6 protein-coding genes are annotated in these 16898 nt (G+C 50.6%); all 6 read left to right on the top strand.

Annotated elements, in window-relative coordinates; genetic code table 11:
- Positions 1 to 149 precede the first annotated feature (149 nt).
- The gene (locus ACO6UY_RS00030) at positions 150 to 3449 is read left to right on the top strand and encodes a DUF1601 domain-containing protein (protein WP_422488745.1); all 3300 of its coding nucleotides are present in this window, start codon (positions 150 to 152) and stop codon (positions 3447 to 3449) included.
- 59 nt (positions 3450 to 3508) lie between these two features.
- Entirely contained in the window at positions 3509 to 6529 is a 3021-nt protein-coding gene (locus ACO6UY_RS00025; RefSeq protein ID WP_422488743.1) for a DUF1601 domain-containing protein, read from the top strand.
- Positions 6530 to 6641: 112 nt separating this feature from the next.
- Positions 6642 to 9881 (top strand): DUF1601 domain-containing protein, encoded by a 3240-nt coding sequence (locus ACO6UY_RS00020; protein WP_422463606.1) that lies wholly within the window; start codon positions 6642 to 6644, stop codon positions 9879 to 9881.
- 105 nt (positions 9882 to 9986) lie between these two features.
- On the top strand, positions 9987 to 12818 hold the full coding sequence (locus ACO6UY_RS00015) for a DUF1601 domain-containing protein (protein ID WP_422488741.1): 2832 nt from the start codon (positions 9987 to 9989) through the stop codon (positions 12816 to 12818).
- A 248-nt stretch (positions 12819 to 13066) separates the two neighbouring features.
- The gene (locus ACO6UY_RS00010; RefSeq protein ID WP_422488739.1) at positions 13067 to 15835 is read left to right on the top strand and encodes an RAP domain-containing protein; all 2769 of its coding nucleotides are present in this window, start codon (positions 13067 to 13069) and stop codon (positions 15833 to 15835) included.
- Between the two features lie 59 nt (positions 15836 to 15894).
- Positions 15895 to 16898 (top strand): hypothetical protein (locus ACO6UY_RS00005; RefSeq protein WP_422464139.1); only part of this gene is annotated, 1004 nt, incomplete at its 3' end.

Below are 16898 nucleotides of genomic sequence, written 5' to 3'. Positions count from 1 at the left end.
CCTGCCATCATGACTCAGGAACCGTTGTCACAATCCAGAGTAGTTATTCTTCTCCAACCACTTGCGTTTATAAACCGTACAGCAAAATGAACTTCTGAACAGAACCGCAGTCTGCTTTTTATATTCTCATGAATTAATGAAATATAATTATGGATAGAAGATCAGCTGGTATCAGTGGTAAATACACAAGATCAGGTAATAATTACAATCAACCGAATAACCATGCCCCTTCTTCAGGGCGTGGGCGATATAGACATGCCACAGTCAGACCATGCGATAATTCCCCACGCACGGCACCGGGTCGCAATGAATTTTACCATTCTTCTGGCACACGCTCTTCTCAACATCTACAGTGCCGTTCAGTAAGCCCTGCTCAAGATTTTAATGCCCTCATCAAACAGGAAATAATGGATGATCTGTTGAGTAAATCGGATCGTTTCGGTCATCGCTATGATGGGAGAAATCACAGCCTATATGCCAGTTCAATTAAAAAATACACGTCAGCGTATAAAAGACCGTTAAATCGAACAGAACAAAGCCAGCTGATGCGTTTGCTGCAAAATTTTACTGCAGCACGGAGCTGGAATTGGCGAAGCCTGACGACAACACTGCACTCATTTACTTCAGCGGGTGTTTTTACACTTCATAAACCCATGGATGAGCGAGTTAAACTTACTCAGGCTAACTTATTGTCAACGCTATTTGATTCAATCATATTTAACTGCAACCAAAAACCTGAATCCAGGGATATTGATGCCCTGGGAATCGCCAGCCTGCTGTGGGCCATGGCGAAACTGGTGAACAACGGGCAGGAGCAGACACCAGAATTCAACGAGACCGTGGCCGCGCTGTTGCCCCAAGTGGCCGCACAGCAAGACCAGTTTAATGCCCAGGGAATCGCCAACCTGCTGTGGGCCATGGCGAAACTGGTGGACAACGGGCAGGAGCGGACGCCAGAGCTGAACGAGGCCGTGGCTTCGCTGTTGCCCCATGTGAACGCACAGAAAAACCAATTTAATACCCAGAATATTGCCAACATGCTGTGGGCCATCGCGAAACTGTCGGACAACGGGCAGAAGCGGACACCAGAGCTCAACGAGGCCGTAGCCGTGCTGCTGCCCCACGTGAACGTACAAAAAGCTAACTTTAAACCACAGGGTATCGCCAACCTGCTGTGGGCCATAGCGAAACTGGTGGACAACGGCCAGGAGCAGGCACCAGAACTCAACGAGGCCGTGGCCGCCCTGTTGCCCCACGTGAACGCCCAGAAAGACCAATTTATTCCTCAGGCTATCGCCAACCTGCTGTGGGCCGTGGCAAAACTGGTGGACAACGGTCAGGAGCAGACACCAGAACTCAAAGAGGCTGTGGCTGCGCTGTTGCCACACGTAAACACACAGAAAGCTTGCTTTAAACCACAGGAAATCGCCAGCCTGCTATGGGCCATAGCGAAACTGGTGGACATTGGACAAGAGCGGACACCAGAGCTCAACGAGGCCGTGGCCGCCCTGTTGTCCCACGTAAACGCACAGAAAGCTCACTTTAAACCACAGGGTATCGCCAACCTGCTGTGGGCCATGGCGAAACTGGTGGACAACGGGCAGGAGCCGACACCAGAGCTCAAAGAGGCTGTGGCCGCGCTGCTGCCCCACGTGAACGCATACAAAGACCAATTTATTCCTCAGCATATCGCCAACCTGCTGTGGGCCATGGCGAAACTGGTGGACAACGGGCAGGAGCCGACACCAGAGCTAAAAAGGGCCTTGGCCGCGTTGTTGTCCCACGTGAACGCACAGAAAGCTCACTTTAAACCACAGGGTATTGCCAACCTGCTGTGGGCCATGGTGAAACTGATGGACAACGTCCAGGAGCGGACACCAGAACTCAAAGAGACCGTAGCCGCGCTGTTACCCCGCGTGAACGCACAGAAAAACCAGTTTAATGCCCTGGCTATTGCCAACCTGCTGTGGGCCATGGCGAAACTGGTGGACAACGGGCAGGAGCCAACACCAGAGCTCAAAAGGGCCTTGGCCGCGCTGTTGTCCTACGTGAAGGCACAGAAAGCTCACTTTAAACCACAGGGTATCGCTAACCTGCTGTGGGCCATGGCGAAACTGGTGGACAAAGGGCTGGAGCGGACACCAGGTCTTAACGAGGCCGTGGCCGTGCTGTTGCCCCAAGTGAACGCACAGAAAGACCAGTTTATTCCTCAGCATATCGCCAACCTGCTGTGGGCCATGGCGAAATTGGTGGACAAAGGGCTGGAGAAAACACCAGAGCTCAAAGATGCTGTGGCTGCGCTGTTGCCCCACGTAAATGCACAGAAAGACCAATTTAATCCCCAGCATATCACCAACCTGCTGTGGGCCATGGCAAAACTGGTGGACAACAGGTACGAGCAGACACCGGAGCTCAACGAAGCGTTGGCTACGCTGTTGACCTGCGTGAACGGACAAAAAGACCAGTTTAATGCCCTGGCTATTGCCAACCTGCTTTGGGCCATGGCGAAACTGGTGGACAACGGGCAGGAGGCAACACCAGGGCTTAACGAGGCTGTGGTCGCGCTGTTGCACCGGGTGAACGCACAGGACCAGTTTAATGCCCAGAGTATTGCCAACCTGCTGTGGGCCACGGCCAAACTGGGTGAACTCGTTGAGCTGACCGTGGCTATCTCTGCGTTCGAATCGCTTGTCTATCGAATCAGTAAGAACCTGCAGTTTTCTCATGAAGAGATATCGATGTCTCTCTGGGGAGTCATGGTATGCTGTGCCAGGTTGGCTCTAGACTCCAACGCCAATAAAAATAACGTGCTTGAAAAGCACATGGATGACCTGTTGACTCGCCTGGAAAATACCTCGCCAGATAATGAAGAGGATCAATCCATCATGATCATGGCCGCAAGTTGGCTTGGCAGATCTTGTCCGGTCGTCCGCCATTACCAGAAAGCAATTTCTTCAAAAACCCAGGCCGACTTCCGCTATCAACTCCAATCATGCATTCCATCTTTGAGGATTGAAGAAGAAAAGAGTCTGAACTCATTACCTCCGGTTGACCTGCTTCTGCCCGATCACAACATTGTGATTGAAGTTCAGGGACCGTCTCATTACCTGGGTCGTGATTTCAAAACCAGGAATGGTTCGACTCTGCTTAAAATCGCACTGCTGCAAAAATCAGGATTTGAGGTCATAGAGATCCCGGTTAACATGCTTTGGAATCAGGATTTAATAAAACCATACATTGATCAAATAAAGACCAGGATAGGCATCCCCCCACAGGAGCATGGCTCTATATCATTTAATAGAGGGTGGGCAGATGCTGCATACGTGACTGCAGAAGAACATTTAGAAGAGCAAACCAACCCAGCAAAAAAGAAGAAGAGAAGAAGAAAACAAACAGTCAGTAATCGCCTTCTTCCCATCATGACTCAAGGAAACTTTTCCGCACAATGAACTTCTGAGCAGAACAGCGGTCTGCTTTTTATATTTTCATGAATTAATGAAATATAATTATGGATAGAAGTTCTGCTGGTATCAGTGGTCAATACCCAAGATCAGATAACGGTTACAACCAACCGAATGGCCATGCCCCTTCTTCAAGGCGTGGGCGATATAGACATGCCACAGTCAGACAGCGGGATAGTCCCCCGCGCTCTACCCCGGGATGTAATGAATTTCACCATTCTTCAGGCCCATGCTCTTCTCAATATCTAGTGCGCCGTTCTGTCAACCCGACTCAAGATTTTAATGCCCTCATCAAACCAGAAATAATGGATGATCTGGTGAGTAAATCGGGTCGTTTCGGTCATCGCTATGATGGGAGAAATCACGGGCAATATGCCAGTTCAATTAAAAAATACACGACAACTGCTAAAAGACCGTTAAATCGAGCGGAACAAAGCCAGCTGGTACGCTTGCTGCAAAATTTTACCGTAACACGGAGTTGGAATTGGCAAAGCCTGACGACAACACTTAACTCATTTACTTCAGCGGGTGTTTTTACCCTTCATAAACCCATGGATGAGCGAGTTAAACTTACTCAGGCTATCTTATTGTCAACACTTCTTGATGCAATAATATTCAAGTGCAACCAAAAACCTCCAGCCAGGGATATTGATGCCCGGGGAATTGCCAACCTGCTGTGGGCCATGGCGAAACTGGTAGACAACGGGCAGGAGCAGACACCAGAACTCAAAGAGGCCATGGCCGAGCTGTTTCCCCACGTAAACGCACAGAAAGACCAATTTATTCCGCAGCATATCGCCAACCTGCTGTGGGCCATGGCGAAACTGGTGGACAACGGGCAGGAGCAGACACCAGAGTTCAAAGAGACAGTCGCCTCGCTGTTGCCCCTGGTGAACGCACAGAAAAACCAATTTACTGCCCAGGGGATTGTCAACCTGCTGTGGACCATGGCGAAACTGGTGGACAAAGGGCAGGAACGGACACCGGGACTCAAAGAGGCCGTGGCCGCATTGTTGCCCCACGTGAACGCACAGAAAGCTAACTTTAAACCCCAAGAAATCGCCAACCTGCTGTGGGCCATGGCAAAACTGGTCGGCAGCGGGCAGCAGACATCAGAGCTTACAGAGGCCTTGGCCGCACTATTGCCCCACGTGAACGTACAGAAAGCTCACTTTAAACCCCAGGAAATCGCCAATCTGCTGTGGGCCATGGCAAAACTGGTCGACAGCGGGCAGCAGACATCAGAGCTTACAGAGGCCTTGGCCGCACTATTGCCCCACGTGAACGCACAGAAAGCTCACTTTAACCCCCAGGAAATCACCAATCTGCTGTGGGCCATGGCAAAACTGGTCGATAGCGGGCAGGAGCAGACACCAGAGTTCAAAGAGGCCGTGACCACGCTGTTGCCCCACGTGAATGCAAAGAAAGCTCACTTTAACCCCCAGGAAATCACCAATCTGCTGTGGGCCATGGCGAAACTGGTGGACAACGGGCAGGAGCAAACACCACGGCTCAAAGAGGCCTTGGCCGCGCTGTTGCCCCACGTGAACGCACAGAAAACTCACTTAAAACCACAGGAAATCGCCAACCTGCTATGGGCCATGGCGAAACTGGTGGACAACGGGCAGGAGCGGACACCCGAGCTCCACGGGGCCGTGGCTGCGCTGTTACCCCGCGTGAATGCACAGAAAGCTAACTTTAAACCACAGGAAATCGCCAACCTGCTGTGGGCCATGGCGAAACTGGTGGACTACGGGCAGGAGCTGACACCAGAGTTCAAAGAGACTGTGGCCGTGCTGTTGCCCCACGTCAACGCACAGAAGGACCAATTTAAAGCTCAGGGCAATGTCAACCTGCTGTGGGCCATGGCGAAACTGGTGGACAACGGACTGGAGCGAACACAAGGGCTCATAGAGACCGTGGCCGAACTGTTATCCCACGTGAACGAACAGAAAGACCAATTTATTCCTCAGCATATTGCCAACCTGCTTTGGGCCATGGCAAAACTGGTGGACAACGGGCAGGAGTGGACACCAGAGCTCAAAGAGGCAGTCGCCGTGCTTTTGCACTACGTGAACGCACAGAAAAACCAATTTAATACCCAGAATGTCGCCAACCTGCTTTGGGCCATGGCAAAACTGGTGGACAACGGAGAGTGGGTGCCAGAGCTTAAAGAAGCTGTGTTCGCACTGTTGCCCCACGTGACCCCACAGAAACACCAATTTACTCCTCAGCATATCGCCAACCTGCTGTGGGCCATGGCAAAACTGGGTGAACTCGTTGAGTTACACGTGGTTACCTCTACGTTCGAATCGCTTGTCTGCCGATTCAGTGACAACCTTAAGTTCTCTCAGCAAGATATTTTTATGTCTCTCTGGGGCGTAATGGTATGCTGTGCCAGGTTGTCTCTAGACTCCAATGCTCATAAAAATAACATGCTTGAAAAGCACATGGTTGACCTGTTTACTCGCCTGGAAAATACATCCCCGGACAATGAAAAGGATCAACGCATCATTGCCATGGCCGCCAGTTGGCTTGGGATAGCGTGTCCGATCATCCCCCATTACCAGACAACCATTTCAAAACATCAAGCCGACTTCCGCGATCAACTCCAATCATGCATGCCCTCTTTGAAGATTGAAGAAGAAAAGTGTCTGAACTCATTGCCACCCGTTGACCTGCTACTGCCAGATCACAACATGGCTATTGAAATTCAGGGACCGTCTCATTACGTAAGTAATGATTTTAAAATCAGGAATGGTTCGACTCTGCTTAAAATTGCACTGATGCAAAAATCAGGATTTGAGGTCATTGAAATCCCGGTTAACCAGCTCAGGAGCCAGGATTCAATGAAACTTTACATTAATCAAATAAAGACCAGAGTGGAAATCCAGCCACAGGGTCATGGCTGTGTATCACTTAACACCGGATGGGCAGATGAGACAAACGTTACCGCCAATAAAGGGAGGCAATCCCTGGATCACTCTTACTTAACCGCCGAAGATAATTCAGAAAAGCAAACAGACAAACCAAAAAACGGAAAAAGGAAAAGAATAAAAAGGCAATAACCGCTTCCCTTTCATCATGGCTCCAGAACCGTGTTCACATTCCAGCAAAATGAACTTCTGAACAGAACAGCAGTCAGTTTTTTATATTTTCATGAATTGATGAAATATAATTATGGATAGAAGTTCTGCCGGTATCAGTGGTCAATACGCAAGATCAGGTAATAATGACAACCAACCGAATGACCATGCCGCTTCCAGGCGTGGGCGATATAAACAAGCCACAGTCAGACAGTGGGATAATACCCCTCGCACAACCCCGGGGCGTAATAAATTTAACCATTCTTCTGCCGCAGGCCCTTCTCAATATCTACTGCGCCGTTCAGTAAACCCTGCTCAAAATTTTCATGCCCTCATCAAACCAGAAATAATGGCTGGTCTGGTGAGGAAATCGGATCGTTTCGGTCATCGCTATGATGGGAGAGATCACGGCCTGTATGCCAGTTCAATTAAAAAATACACGTCAGCGTCTAAAAGGCCTTTAAATCGAGCGGAACAAAGCCAGCTGATGCGTTTGCTGCAAAATTTCACAGCAACCCGGAGCTGGAATTGGCGAAGCCTGACGACAACACTGCACTCATTTACTTCAGCGGGTGTTTTTACCCCACATAAACCCATGGATGAACGTGTTCAGCTCACTCAAGCAGCCTTATTGTCGACGCTACTTGATGCAATAATATTCAAGTGCAAGCAAAAACCTGAAGCCAGTGATATTGGTGCTCAGGAAATCGCTAACCTGCTGTGGGCCATGGCGAAACTGGTGGACAATGGGCAGGAACTAACACCAGGGCTCAACGAGGCCGTGGCCGCAATGTTGCCCTGCGTAAACGCACAGAAAGACCACTTTATTCCTCAGCATATTGTCAACCTGCTGTGGTCCATGGCGAAACTGGTGGACAACGTGCAGGAACTAACACCAGGGCTCAACGAGGCCGTGGCCGCAATGTTGCCCTACGTAAACGCACAGAAAGACCAATTTATTCCTCAGGGTATCGCCAACCTGCTGTGGGCCATGGCGAAAATGGCAGACAACGGGCTGAAGCACACTCCGAGGCTCAAAGAGGCCGTAGCCGCGCTGTTGCCCCACGTGAACACACGGGAAGACCAATTTAATGCCCAGGGTATCGCCAACTTGCTATGGGCCATGGCGAAACTGGTGGACAACGGCCAGGAGCGGACACCAGGGCTCAACGAGGCCGTGGCCGCCCTGTTGCCCCACGTGAACGTACAGAAAAACCAATTTATTCCTCAGCATATCGCCAACCTGCTGTGGGCCATGGCAAAACTGGTGGACAACGAGCAGGGGCTGACTCCAGAGTTCAAAGAGGCCGTGGTCGCGCTGTTGCCCCACGTAAATGCACAGAAAGCCAACTTTAAACGACAGGAAATCGCCAACCTGCTGTCGGCCATGGCAAAACTAGTGGACAGCGGGCTGGAGCAAACACCAGGACTCAAAGAAGCTGTGGCCGCTCTGTTGCCCAACGTGAGCGAACAGAAAGCTAACTTCAATCCACAGGAAAGCACCAACCTTCTGTGGGCCTTGGGGAAACTGGTGGACAACGGGCAGGAACGGACACCCCGTCTGAAAGAGGCCATAGCCGCGCTGTTGCCCTGCGTGCACAGACAGAAAGACCAATTTGTTCCGCGGGGAGTCGCCAACTTGCTCTGGGCCATGGCGAAACTGGTGGACAACAGCCAGGAGCAGACACCAGATTTCAACAAGGCCATGGCCGCACTGTTGCCCCTCGTGAAAGTACAGAAAGCTGACTTTACACCACAGGGAATCGCCAACCTGCTGTGGGCCATGGCGAAACTTTTGTACAACGGGATGGAGCAGACACCTGCGTTCATGGAGGCCGTGGCCGCGCTGCTACCCCACGTGAACGCACAGAAAGGCCAATTTATTCCTCAGCATATCGCCAGCCTGCTGTGGACCATGGCGAAACTGGTGGACAACAGACAGTACCGGACACCAGAGCTGAATGGGGCCGTGGTCGCGCTGTTACCGCTCGTGGACGCACAGAAAGACCAGTTTATTCCTCAGCAAATCGCCAACCTGCTGTGGGCCCTGGCAAAATTGGTGGATAGCGGCCAGGAACAGACACCAGAGTGCAAAGAGGCCGTGGCCGCGCTGTTGCTTCGCGTGAACGCACAGAAAAACCAATTTAATGCCCAGGAAATCGCCAACCTGCTGTGGGCCATGGCGAAACTGGTGGACAACGGGCAGGAACGAACACCCGGGTTCAACGAGGCCGTGGCCGCACTGTTGCCACACGTAAACGCACACAAAGACCAATTTAATGCCCAGGAAATCGCCAACCTGCTGTGGGCCATGGCGAAACTGGTGGACAGCGGGCAGGAGCGGACAGCAGAGCTCAAACAGGCTGTGGCCGTGTTGTTGCCCCACGTAAACGTACAGAAAGACCAATTTATTCCTCAGGCTATCACCAACCTGCTGTGGGCCATGGCGAAAATGGTAGACAACGGGAAGAAGCACACACCAAGGCTCAAAAAGGCCGTGGCCGCACTGTTGCCCCACGTGAACGCACAGAAAGACCAATTTAGTGCCCGGGGTATTGCGATCCTGCTGTGGGCAGTGGCGAAACTGGGTGAGCTCGTTGAGCTGAACCTGGCTACCTCTTCGTTTGAATCACTTTTCTTTAGAATCAGTGAGAACCTTCAGTTTTCTCAGCAAGAGATATTGATGTCTCTCTGGGGAGTCATGGTATGCTGTGCCAGGTTGTCTCTAGATTCCAATACCAATAAAAGTAACGTGTTTGAAAAGCACATGGATGACCTGTTCACTCGCCTGGAAAATACCTCGCCAGACAATGATGAGGAACAATCCATCATTACCATGGCTTCAAGTTGGCTTGGCAGAGCCTGTCCGGTCGTCTGCCATTACCAGACAAACATTTCAAAAACCCAGGTCGGCTTCCGCGATCAACTCCAATCCTCTATTCCATCTTTGAAGATCGAAGAGGAAAAGAGTCTGAACTCATTACCTCCGGTTGACCTGCTACTGCCAGATCACAACATGGTGATTGAAGTTCAGGGTCCCTCTCATTATGTGGGTGGTGATTTCAAAACCAGGAATGGTTCGACTCTGCTTAAAATCGCACTGTTGCAAAAAGCAGGATTTGAGGTCATTGAAATTCCGGTTAACATGCTCTCGAGTCAGGATTTAATGAAACCATACATTGATCAAATAAAGACCAGGATAGGCATCCCGCCACAGGAGCATGGCTTTGTATCACATAAAAGAGCGTGGACAGGTGCTGCATACGTGACTGGTGAAGAACATTTCGCAGAGCAAACCAACCCGGCAAAGAGGAAGAGAACAAGCAGCCAATAATCTCCTTCCTCCCATCATGACTCAAGTAAACTTTTCCGCAAAATGAACTTCTGAACAGAACAGCAGTCTGCTTTTTATATTTTCATGAATTAATGAAATATAATTATGGATAGAAGCTATGCTGGTATCAGTGGTCAATACCCAAGATCAGATAACGGTTACAACCAACCGAATGGCCATGCCCCCTCTTCAAGGCGTGGGCGATATAGACATGCTACAGTCAGACAGCGGGATAGTCACCCCCGCTCTACCCCGAGATGTAACGAATTTCATCATTCTTCTGGCACACGCCCTTCTCAATATTTAATGCACCGTTCAGTAAACTCTGCTCAAGATTTTAATACCCTCATCAAACCAGAAATAATGGATGGTCTGGTGAGTAAATCGGATCGTTTCGGCCATCGCTATGATGGGAGAAATCACGGGCAATATGCAAGTTCAATTAAAAAATACACGACAACTGCTAAAAGACCGCTAAATCGAACAGAACAAAGCCAGCTGATACGTTTTCTGCAAAATTTTACCGCAACACGGAGCTGGAATTGGCGAAGCCTGACGACAACACTGCACTCATTTACTTCAGCGGGTATTTTTGCCATTCATAAACCCATGGATGAGCGTGTTAAGCTTACTCAAGCTTACTTATTGTCAACGCTACTTGATGCAATAATATTTAACTGCAACCAAACACCTGAAGCCAGGGACATTGATGCCCGGGGTATCGCCAACCTGCTGTGGGCCATGGCGAAACTGGTGGACAACGGGCTGGAGCGGACACCAGGGCTCAACGAAGCTGTGGCCGCGCTGTTGCCCCACGTGAATGCACAGAAAGACCAATTTAATGCCCAGGGCAGCGCCAACCTGCTGTGGGCCATGACGAAACTGGTGGACAATGGGCTGGAGCGGGTACCAGGGCTCAAAGAGGCCTTGGCCGGGCTGTTGTCCCACGTGAACGCACAGAAAGACCAATTTAATGCCCAGGGCATCGCCAACCTGCTGTGGGCCATGGCGAAACTGGTGGACAATGGGCAGGAGCGGACACCAGAGCTCAACGAGGCCGTGGCCGCGCTGTTGCCCCACATAAACGCACAGAAAGACCAATTTAATGCCCAGGGCATCGCCAACCTGCTGTGGGCCATGGCGAAGCTTTTGGACAACGGGCTGGAGCGAACACCAGGGCTCAAAGAGGCTGTGGCCGCGCTGTTGCCCCACGTGAACGCACAGAAAGACCAATTTAATGCCCAGGGCATCCCCAACCTGCTGTGGGCCATGGCGAAGCTGATGGACAACGGGCTGGAGCGGACACCAGAGCTCAAAGATGCTGTGGCCGCGCTGTTGCCCCACGTGAATGCACAGAAAGACCAATTTATTCCCCAGCATATCGCCAACCTGCTGTGGGCCATGGCAAAACTGATGGACAACGGCCTGGAGCAGACACCAGAACTCAAAGAGGCCGTGGCGGCGTTGTTGCCCCACGTTAATGCACAAAAAGACCAATTTATTCCTCAGCATATCGCCAACCTGCTGTGGGCTATGGCAAAACTGGTGGACAATGGGCAGGAGCGGACACCAGGGGTCAAAGAAGCCGTGGCGGCGTTGTTGCCCCACGTTAATGCACAAAAAGACCAATTTATTCCTCAGCATATTGCCAACCTGCTGTGGGCCATGGCAAAACTGGTGGACAAAGGGCAGGAGCGGACACCAGAACTCAACGGGGCCGTGGCCGCATTGTTGCCCCACGTTAATGCACAGAAAGCTCACTTTAGACCACAGGAAATCGCCAACCTGCTGTGGGCCATGGCGAAACTGGTGAACAGCGGGCAGGAGCCGACACCAGAGCTCAAAAGGGCCTTGGCCGCGCTGTTGCCCCACGTGAACGCAAAGAAAGCTCACTTTAAACCTCAGGAATTCACCATCCTGCTGTGGGCCATGGCGAAACTGGTGGACAGCGGGCTGGAGCGAACGCCGGAGCTCAAAGATGCCGTGCCCGCGCTGTTGCCCCACGTGAACGCACAGAAAGACCAATTTATTCCCCAGCATATCGCCAACCTGCTGTGGGCAATGGCAAAACTGGTGGACAACAGGTACGAGCAGACACCGGAGTTCAACGAAGCGGTGGCTGCGCTGTTGACCTGCGTGATCGTACAAAAAGTTAACTTTAAACCACAGGAAATCGTCAACCTGCTGTGGGCCATGGCGAAACTGGTGGACAACGGGCAGGAGCAGACACAAGGGCTCAACGAGGCTGTGGTCGCGCTGTTGCCCCTCGTGAACGCACAGAAAGACCAATTTAATGCCCAGGGTATTGCCAACCTGCTCTGGGCCACGGCCAAACTGGGTGAACTCGTTGAGCTGAACGTGGCTACCTCTACGTTCGAATCGCTCGTCTATCGAATCAGTGAGAAGCTTCAGTTTTCTCAGAAAGAAATATCGATGTCTCTCTGGGGATTAATGGTATGCTGTGCCAGGTTGGCTCTGGACTCCAATACTGATGAAAATAATGTGTTTGAAAAGCACATAGATGACCTGTTGACTCGACTGGAAAATACCTCGCCAGATAATGAAGAGGATCAATCCATCATGATCATGGCCGCAAGTTGGCTTGGTAGAACCTGTCCGGTCGCCGGCCATTACCAGACAAACATTTCAAAAACCCAGGTCGACTTCCGCGATCAACTCAAATCATCTATTCCATTTTTGAAGATCGAAGAGGAAAAGAGTCTGAACTCATTACCTCCGGTTGACCTGCTACTGCCAGATCACAACATGGTGATTGAAGTTCAAGGCCCCTCTCATTACGTGGGTGGTAATTTCAATACCAGGAATGGTTCGACTCTGCTTAAAATCGCACTGTTGCAAAAAGCAGGATTTGAGGTTATAGAAATCCCAGCTAACCAGCTTTTGAACAACGATTTAAACCCTATATTGATCAAATAAAGAGCAGGACAGGCATCCCGCCACACGGTCATGACTCTGTATCATTTAAAAGAAGGTGGGCAGGTACTGCATACGTGACTGGTGAAGAACATTTAGCAGAGCAAACCAACCCGGCAAAGAGGAAGAGAACAAGCAGCCAATAATCGCCTTCCTCCCATCATGACTCAAGTAAACTTTTTTGCAAAATGAACTTCTGAGCAGAACAGCAGTCTGCTTTTTATATTTTCATGAATTAATGAAATATAATTATGGATAGAAGTTCTGCTGGTATCAGTGGTCAATACGCAAGATCAGATAACGGTTACAACCAACCGAGTGGCCATGCCCCTTCTGCAAGGCGTGGGCGATATAGACATGCCACAGTCAGACAGCAGGATACTCACCCCCAATCTACCCCGGGCTGTAATAAATTTCACCCTTCTTCTGGCACACGCCCTTCTCAATATTTAATGCACCGTTCAGTCAACTCTGCTCAAGATTTTAATGCCCTCATCAAACCAGAAATAATGGCTGGTCTAGTGAGGAAATCGGAACGTTTCGGTCATCGCTATGATGGGAGAGATCACGGTCTATATGCCAGTTCACTTAAAAAATACACGTCAGCAGCTAAAAGGCCGTTAAATCGAGCAGAACTAAGCCAGCTGATGCGTTTGCTGCAAAATTTCGCAGCAACACGGAGCTGGAATTGGCGAAGCCTGACGACAACACTTCATTCATTGACTTCAGCGGGTGTTTTTACTCTTCATAAACCCATCGATGCGCGAGTTAAACTTACTCAGGCTAACTTATTGTCAACGCTATTTGATTCAATAATATTTAACTGCAATCAAAAACCTCCACCCAGGGATATTGATGCCCAGGGTGTCGCCAACCTGCTGTGGGCCATGGCGAAACTGGTGGACAGCGGGCAGGAGCGGACACCAGAGCTCAAAGAGGCCGTGGTCGTGTTGTTGCCCCATGTGAACGCACAGAAAAAACAATTTATCCCTCAGGGAATCGCCAACCTGCTGTGGGCCATAGCGAAACTGGTGGACAATGGGCAGGAGCGGACGCCAGAGCTCAACGAGGCCGTGGCTTCGCTGTTGCCCCATGTGAACGCACAGCAAAACCAATTTATTCCTCAGCATATCGCCAACCTGCTGTGGGCCATAGCGAAACTGGTGGACAACGGGCAGGAGCCGACACCAGGGCTCGAAGCGGCATTGGCCGCGCTGTTGCCCCATGTGAACACACAGCAAAACCAATTTATTCCTCAGCAGATCGCCAACCTGCTGTGGGCCATGGCGAAACTGGTGGACAACGGGCAGGAGCAGACACCAGGGCTCAAAGCGGCAGTGGCCGCGCTGTTGCCCCAAGTGAACGCACAGCAAAACCAATTTATTCCTCAGCAAATCGCCAACCTGCTGTGGGCCATGGCGAAACTGGTGGACAACGGGCAGGAGCGTACACCAGAACTCAAAGAGACCGTAGCCGCGCTGTTACCCCGCGTGAACGCACAGAAAGACCAGTTTGATGCCCTGGCTATTGCCAACCTGCTGTGGACCATGGCGAAACTGGTGGACAACGGGCAGAAGCCAACACCAGAGCTCAAAAGGGCCCTGGCCGCGTTGTTGTCCCACGTGAATGCACAGAAAGCTCACTTTCAACCACAGGGTATTGCCAACCTGCTGTGGGCCATGGCGAAACTGGTGGACAAAGGGCTGGAGCAGACACCAGGTCTTAACGAGGCCGTGGCCGTGCTGTTGCCCCAGGTGAACGCACAGAAAGACCAGTTTATTCCTCAGCATATCGCCAACCTGCTGTGGGCCATGGCGAAACTGGTGGACAAAGGGCTGAAGAAAACACCAGAGCTCAAAGATGCTGTGGCTGCGCTGTTGCCCCACGTAAATGCACTAAAAGACCAATTTATTCCCCAGCATATCACCAACCTGCTGTGGGCCATGGCAAAGCTGGTGGACAACAGGTACGAGCAGACACCGGAGCTCAACCAAGCGATGACTGCGCTGTTGACCTGCGTGAACGGACAGAAACACCAGTTTAATACCCTGGCTATTGCCAACCTGCTTTGGGCCATGGCGAAACTGGTGGACAACGGGCAGGAGCCAACACCAGGGCTCAACGAAGCTGTAGTCGCGCTGTTGCCCCTCGTGAACGCACAGAAAGACCAATTTAATGCCCAGAGTATTGCCAACCTGCTGTGGGCCACGGCCAAACTGGGTGAACTCGTTGAACTGAACGTGGCTACCTCTGTGTTCGAATCGCTTGTCTATCGAATCCGTAAGAACCTGCAGTTTTCTCAGGAAGAGATAGCGATGTCTCTCTGGGGAGTCATGGTATACTGTGCCAGGTTGTCTCTGGTCTCCAATGCCAATAACAATAACGTGCTTGAAAAGCACATGGATGACCTGTTGACTCGCCTGGAAAATACCTCGCCAGATAATAAAGAGGATCGATCCATCATGATCATGGCCGCAAGTTGGCTTGGTAGAGCGTGTCCGGTGGTCCGCCATTACCACAAAGCCATTTCAAAAAACCAGGCCGACTTCCGCGATCAACTCCAATCATGCATTCCATCTTTGCGGATCGAAGAAGAAAAGAGCCTGAACTCATTACCTCCGGTTGACCTGCTTCTGCCAGATCACAACATGGTGATTGAAGTTCAGGGCCCCTCTCATTACGTGAATGGTGATTTCAACACCAGGAATGGTTCGACTCTACTGAAAATCGCACTGCTGAAAAAATCAGGATTTGAGGTCATTGAAATCCCGGCCAACATGCTTTGGAATCAGGATTTAATGAAACCCTATATTGATCAAATAAAGACCAGGATAGGCATCCCCCCACAGGAGCATGGCTCTGTATCATTTAATAGAGGGTGGGCAGATGCTGCATACGTGGCTGGTGAAGAACATTTAGCAGAGCAAACCAACCCAGCAAAAAAGAAGAAGAGAAGAAAACAAATAGCCAGTAATCGCCTTCCTCCCATCATGACTCAAGTAAACTTTTTTGCAAAATGAACTTCTGAGCAGAACAGCAGTCTGCTTTTTATATTTTCATGAATTAATGAAATATAACTATGGATAGAAGTTCTGCTGGTATCATTGGTCAATACACAACATCAGGTAACGGTTACAACCAACCGAATAGCCATACCCCTTCTTCAGGGCGTGGTCGATATAGACATGCCACAGTCAGACAGCGGGATAGTCACCCCCGCTCTACCCAAGGGTGTAATGAATTTCACCATTCTTCTGGCACACGCCCTTCTCAATATTTAATTCACCGTTCAGTAAACTGTGCTCAAGATTTTAATGCCCTCATTAAACAAGAAATAGTGGAAGATCTGGTGAGAAGATCGGATCGTTTCGGTCATCGCTATGATGGGAGAAATCACGGGCAATATGCCAGTTCAATTAAAAAATACACGTCAGCTGCTAAAAGACCGTTAAATCGAACAGAACAAAGCCAGCTGATGCGTTTGCTGCAAAATTTTACCGCAACACGGAGCTGGAATTGGCGAAGCCTGACGACAACACTTCACTCATTTACTTCAGCGGGTGTTTTTACCCCTCATAAACCCTTTGATGAGCATGTTAAGCTTACTCAAACTGCCTTATTGTCAACACTACTTGATGCAATAATATTTAACTGCAACCAAAAACCTGAAGCCAGTGATATTGGTGCTCAGGAAATCACTAACCTGCTGTGGGCCATGGCGAAACTGGTGGACAACGGGCAGAAGCAGACACCAGAACTCAACGGGGCCGTGGCCGCGCTGTTGCCACACGTGAACGTACAGAATGACCAATTTATTACTCAGGGAATCGCCAACCTGCTGTGGGCCATGGCGAAACTGGTGGACAACGGGCTGGAGCGGACACCAGGCCTCAACGAGCCGGTGGCCGCGCTGTTGCACCACGTGAACGCACAGAAAGCTAACTTTAAACCACAGGAAATCGCCAACCTGCTGTGGGCCATGGCGAAACTGATGGACAAAGGGCTGGAGCGGACACCAGGTCTTAACGAGGCCGTGGCCGTGCTGTTGCCCCAAGTGAACGCACAGAAAGACCAGTTTATTCC

The sequence above is a fragment of the Endozoicomonas sp. ALE010 genome, from assembly GCF_049310165.1.
Classification (GTDB): Bacteria; Pseudomonadota; Gammaproteobacteria; order Pseudomonadales; family Endozoicomonadaceae; genus Endozoicomonas.
The sequence above is the reverse complement of the archived record's forward strand: the minus strand, read 5'-3'. Positions and strand labels throughout refer to the sequence as shown.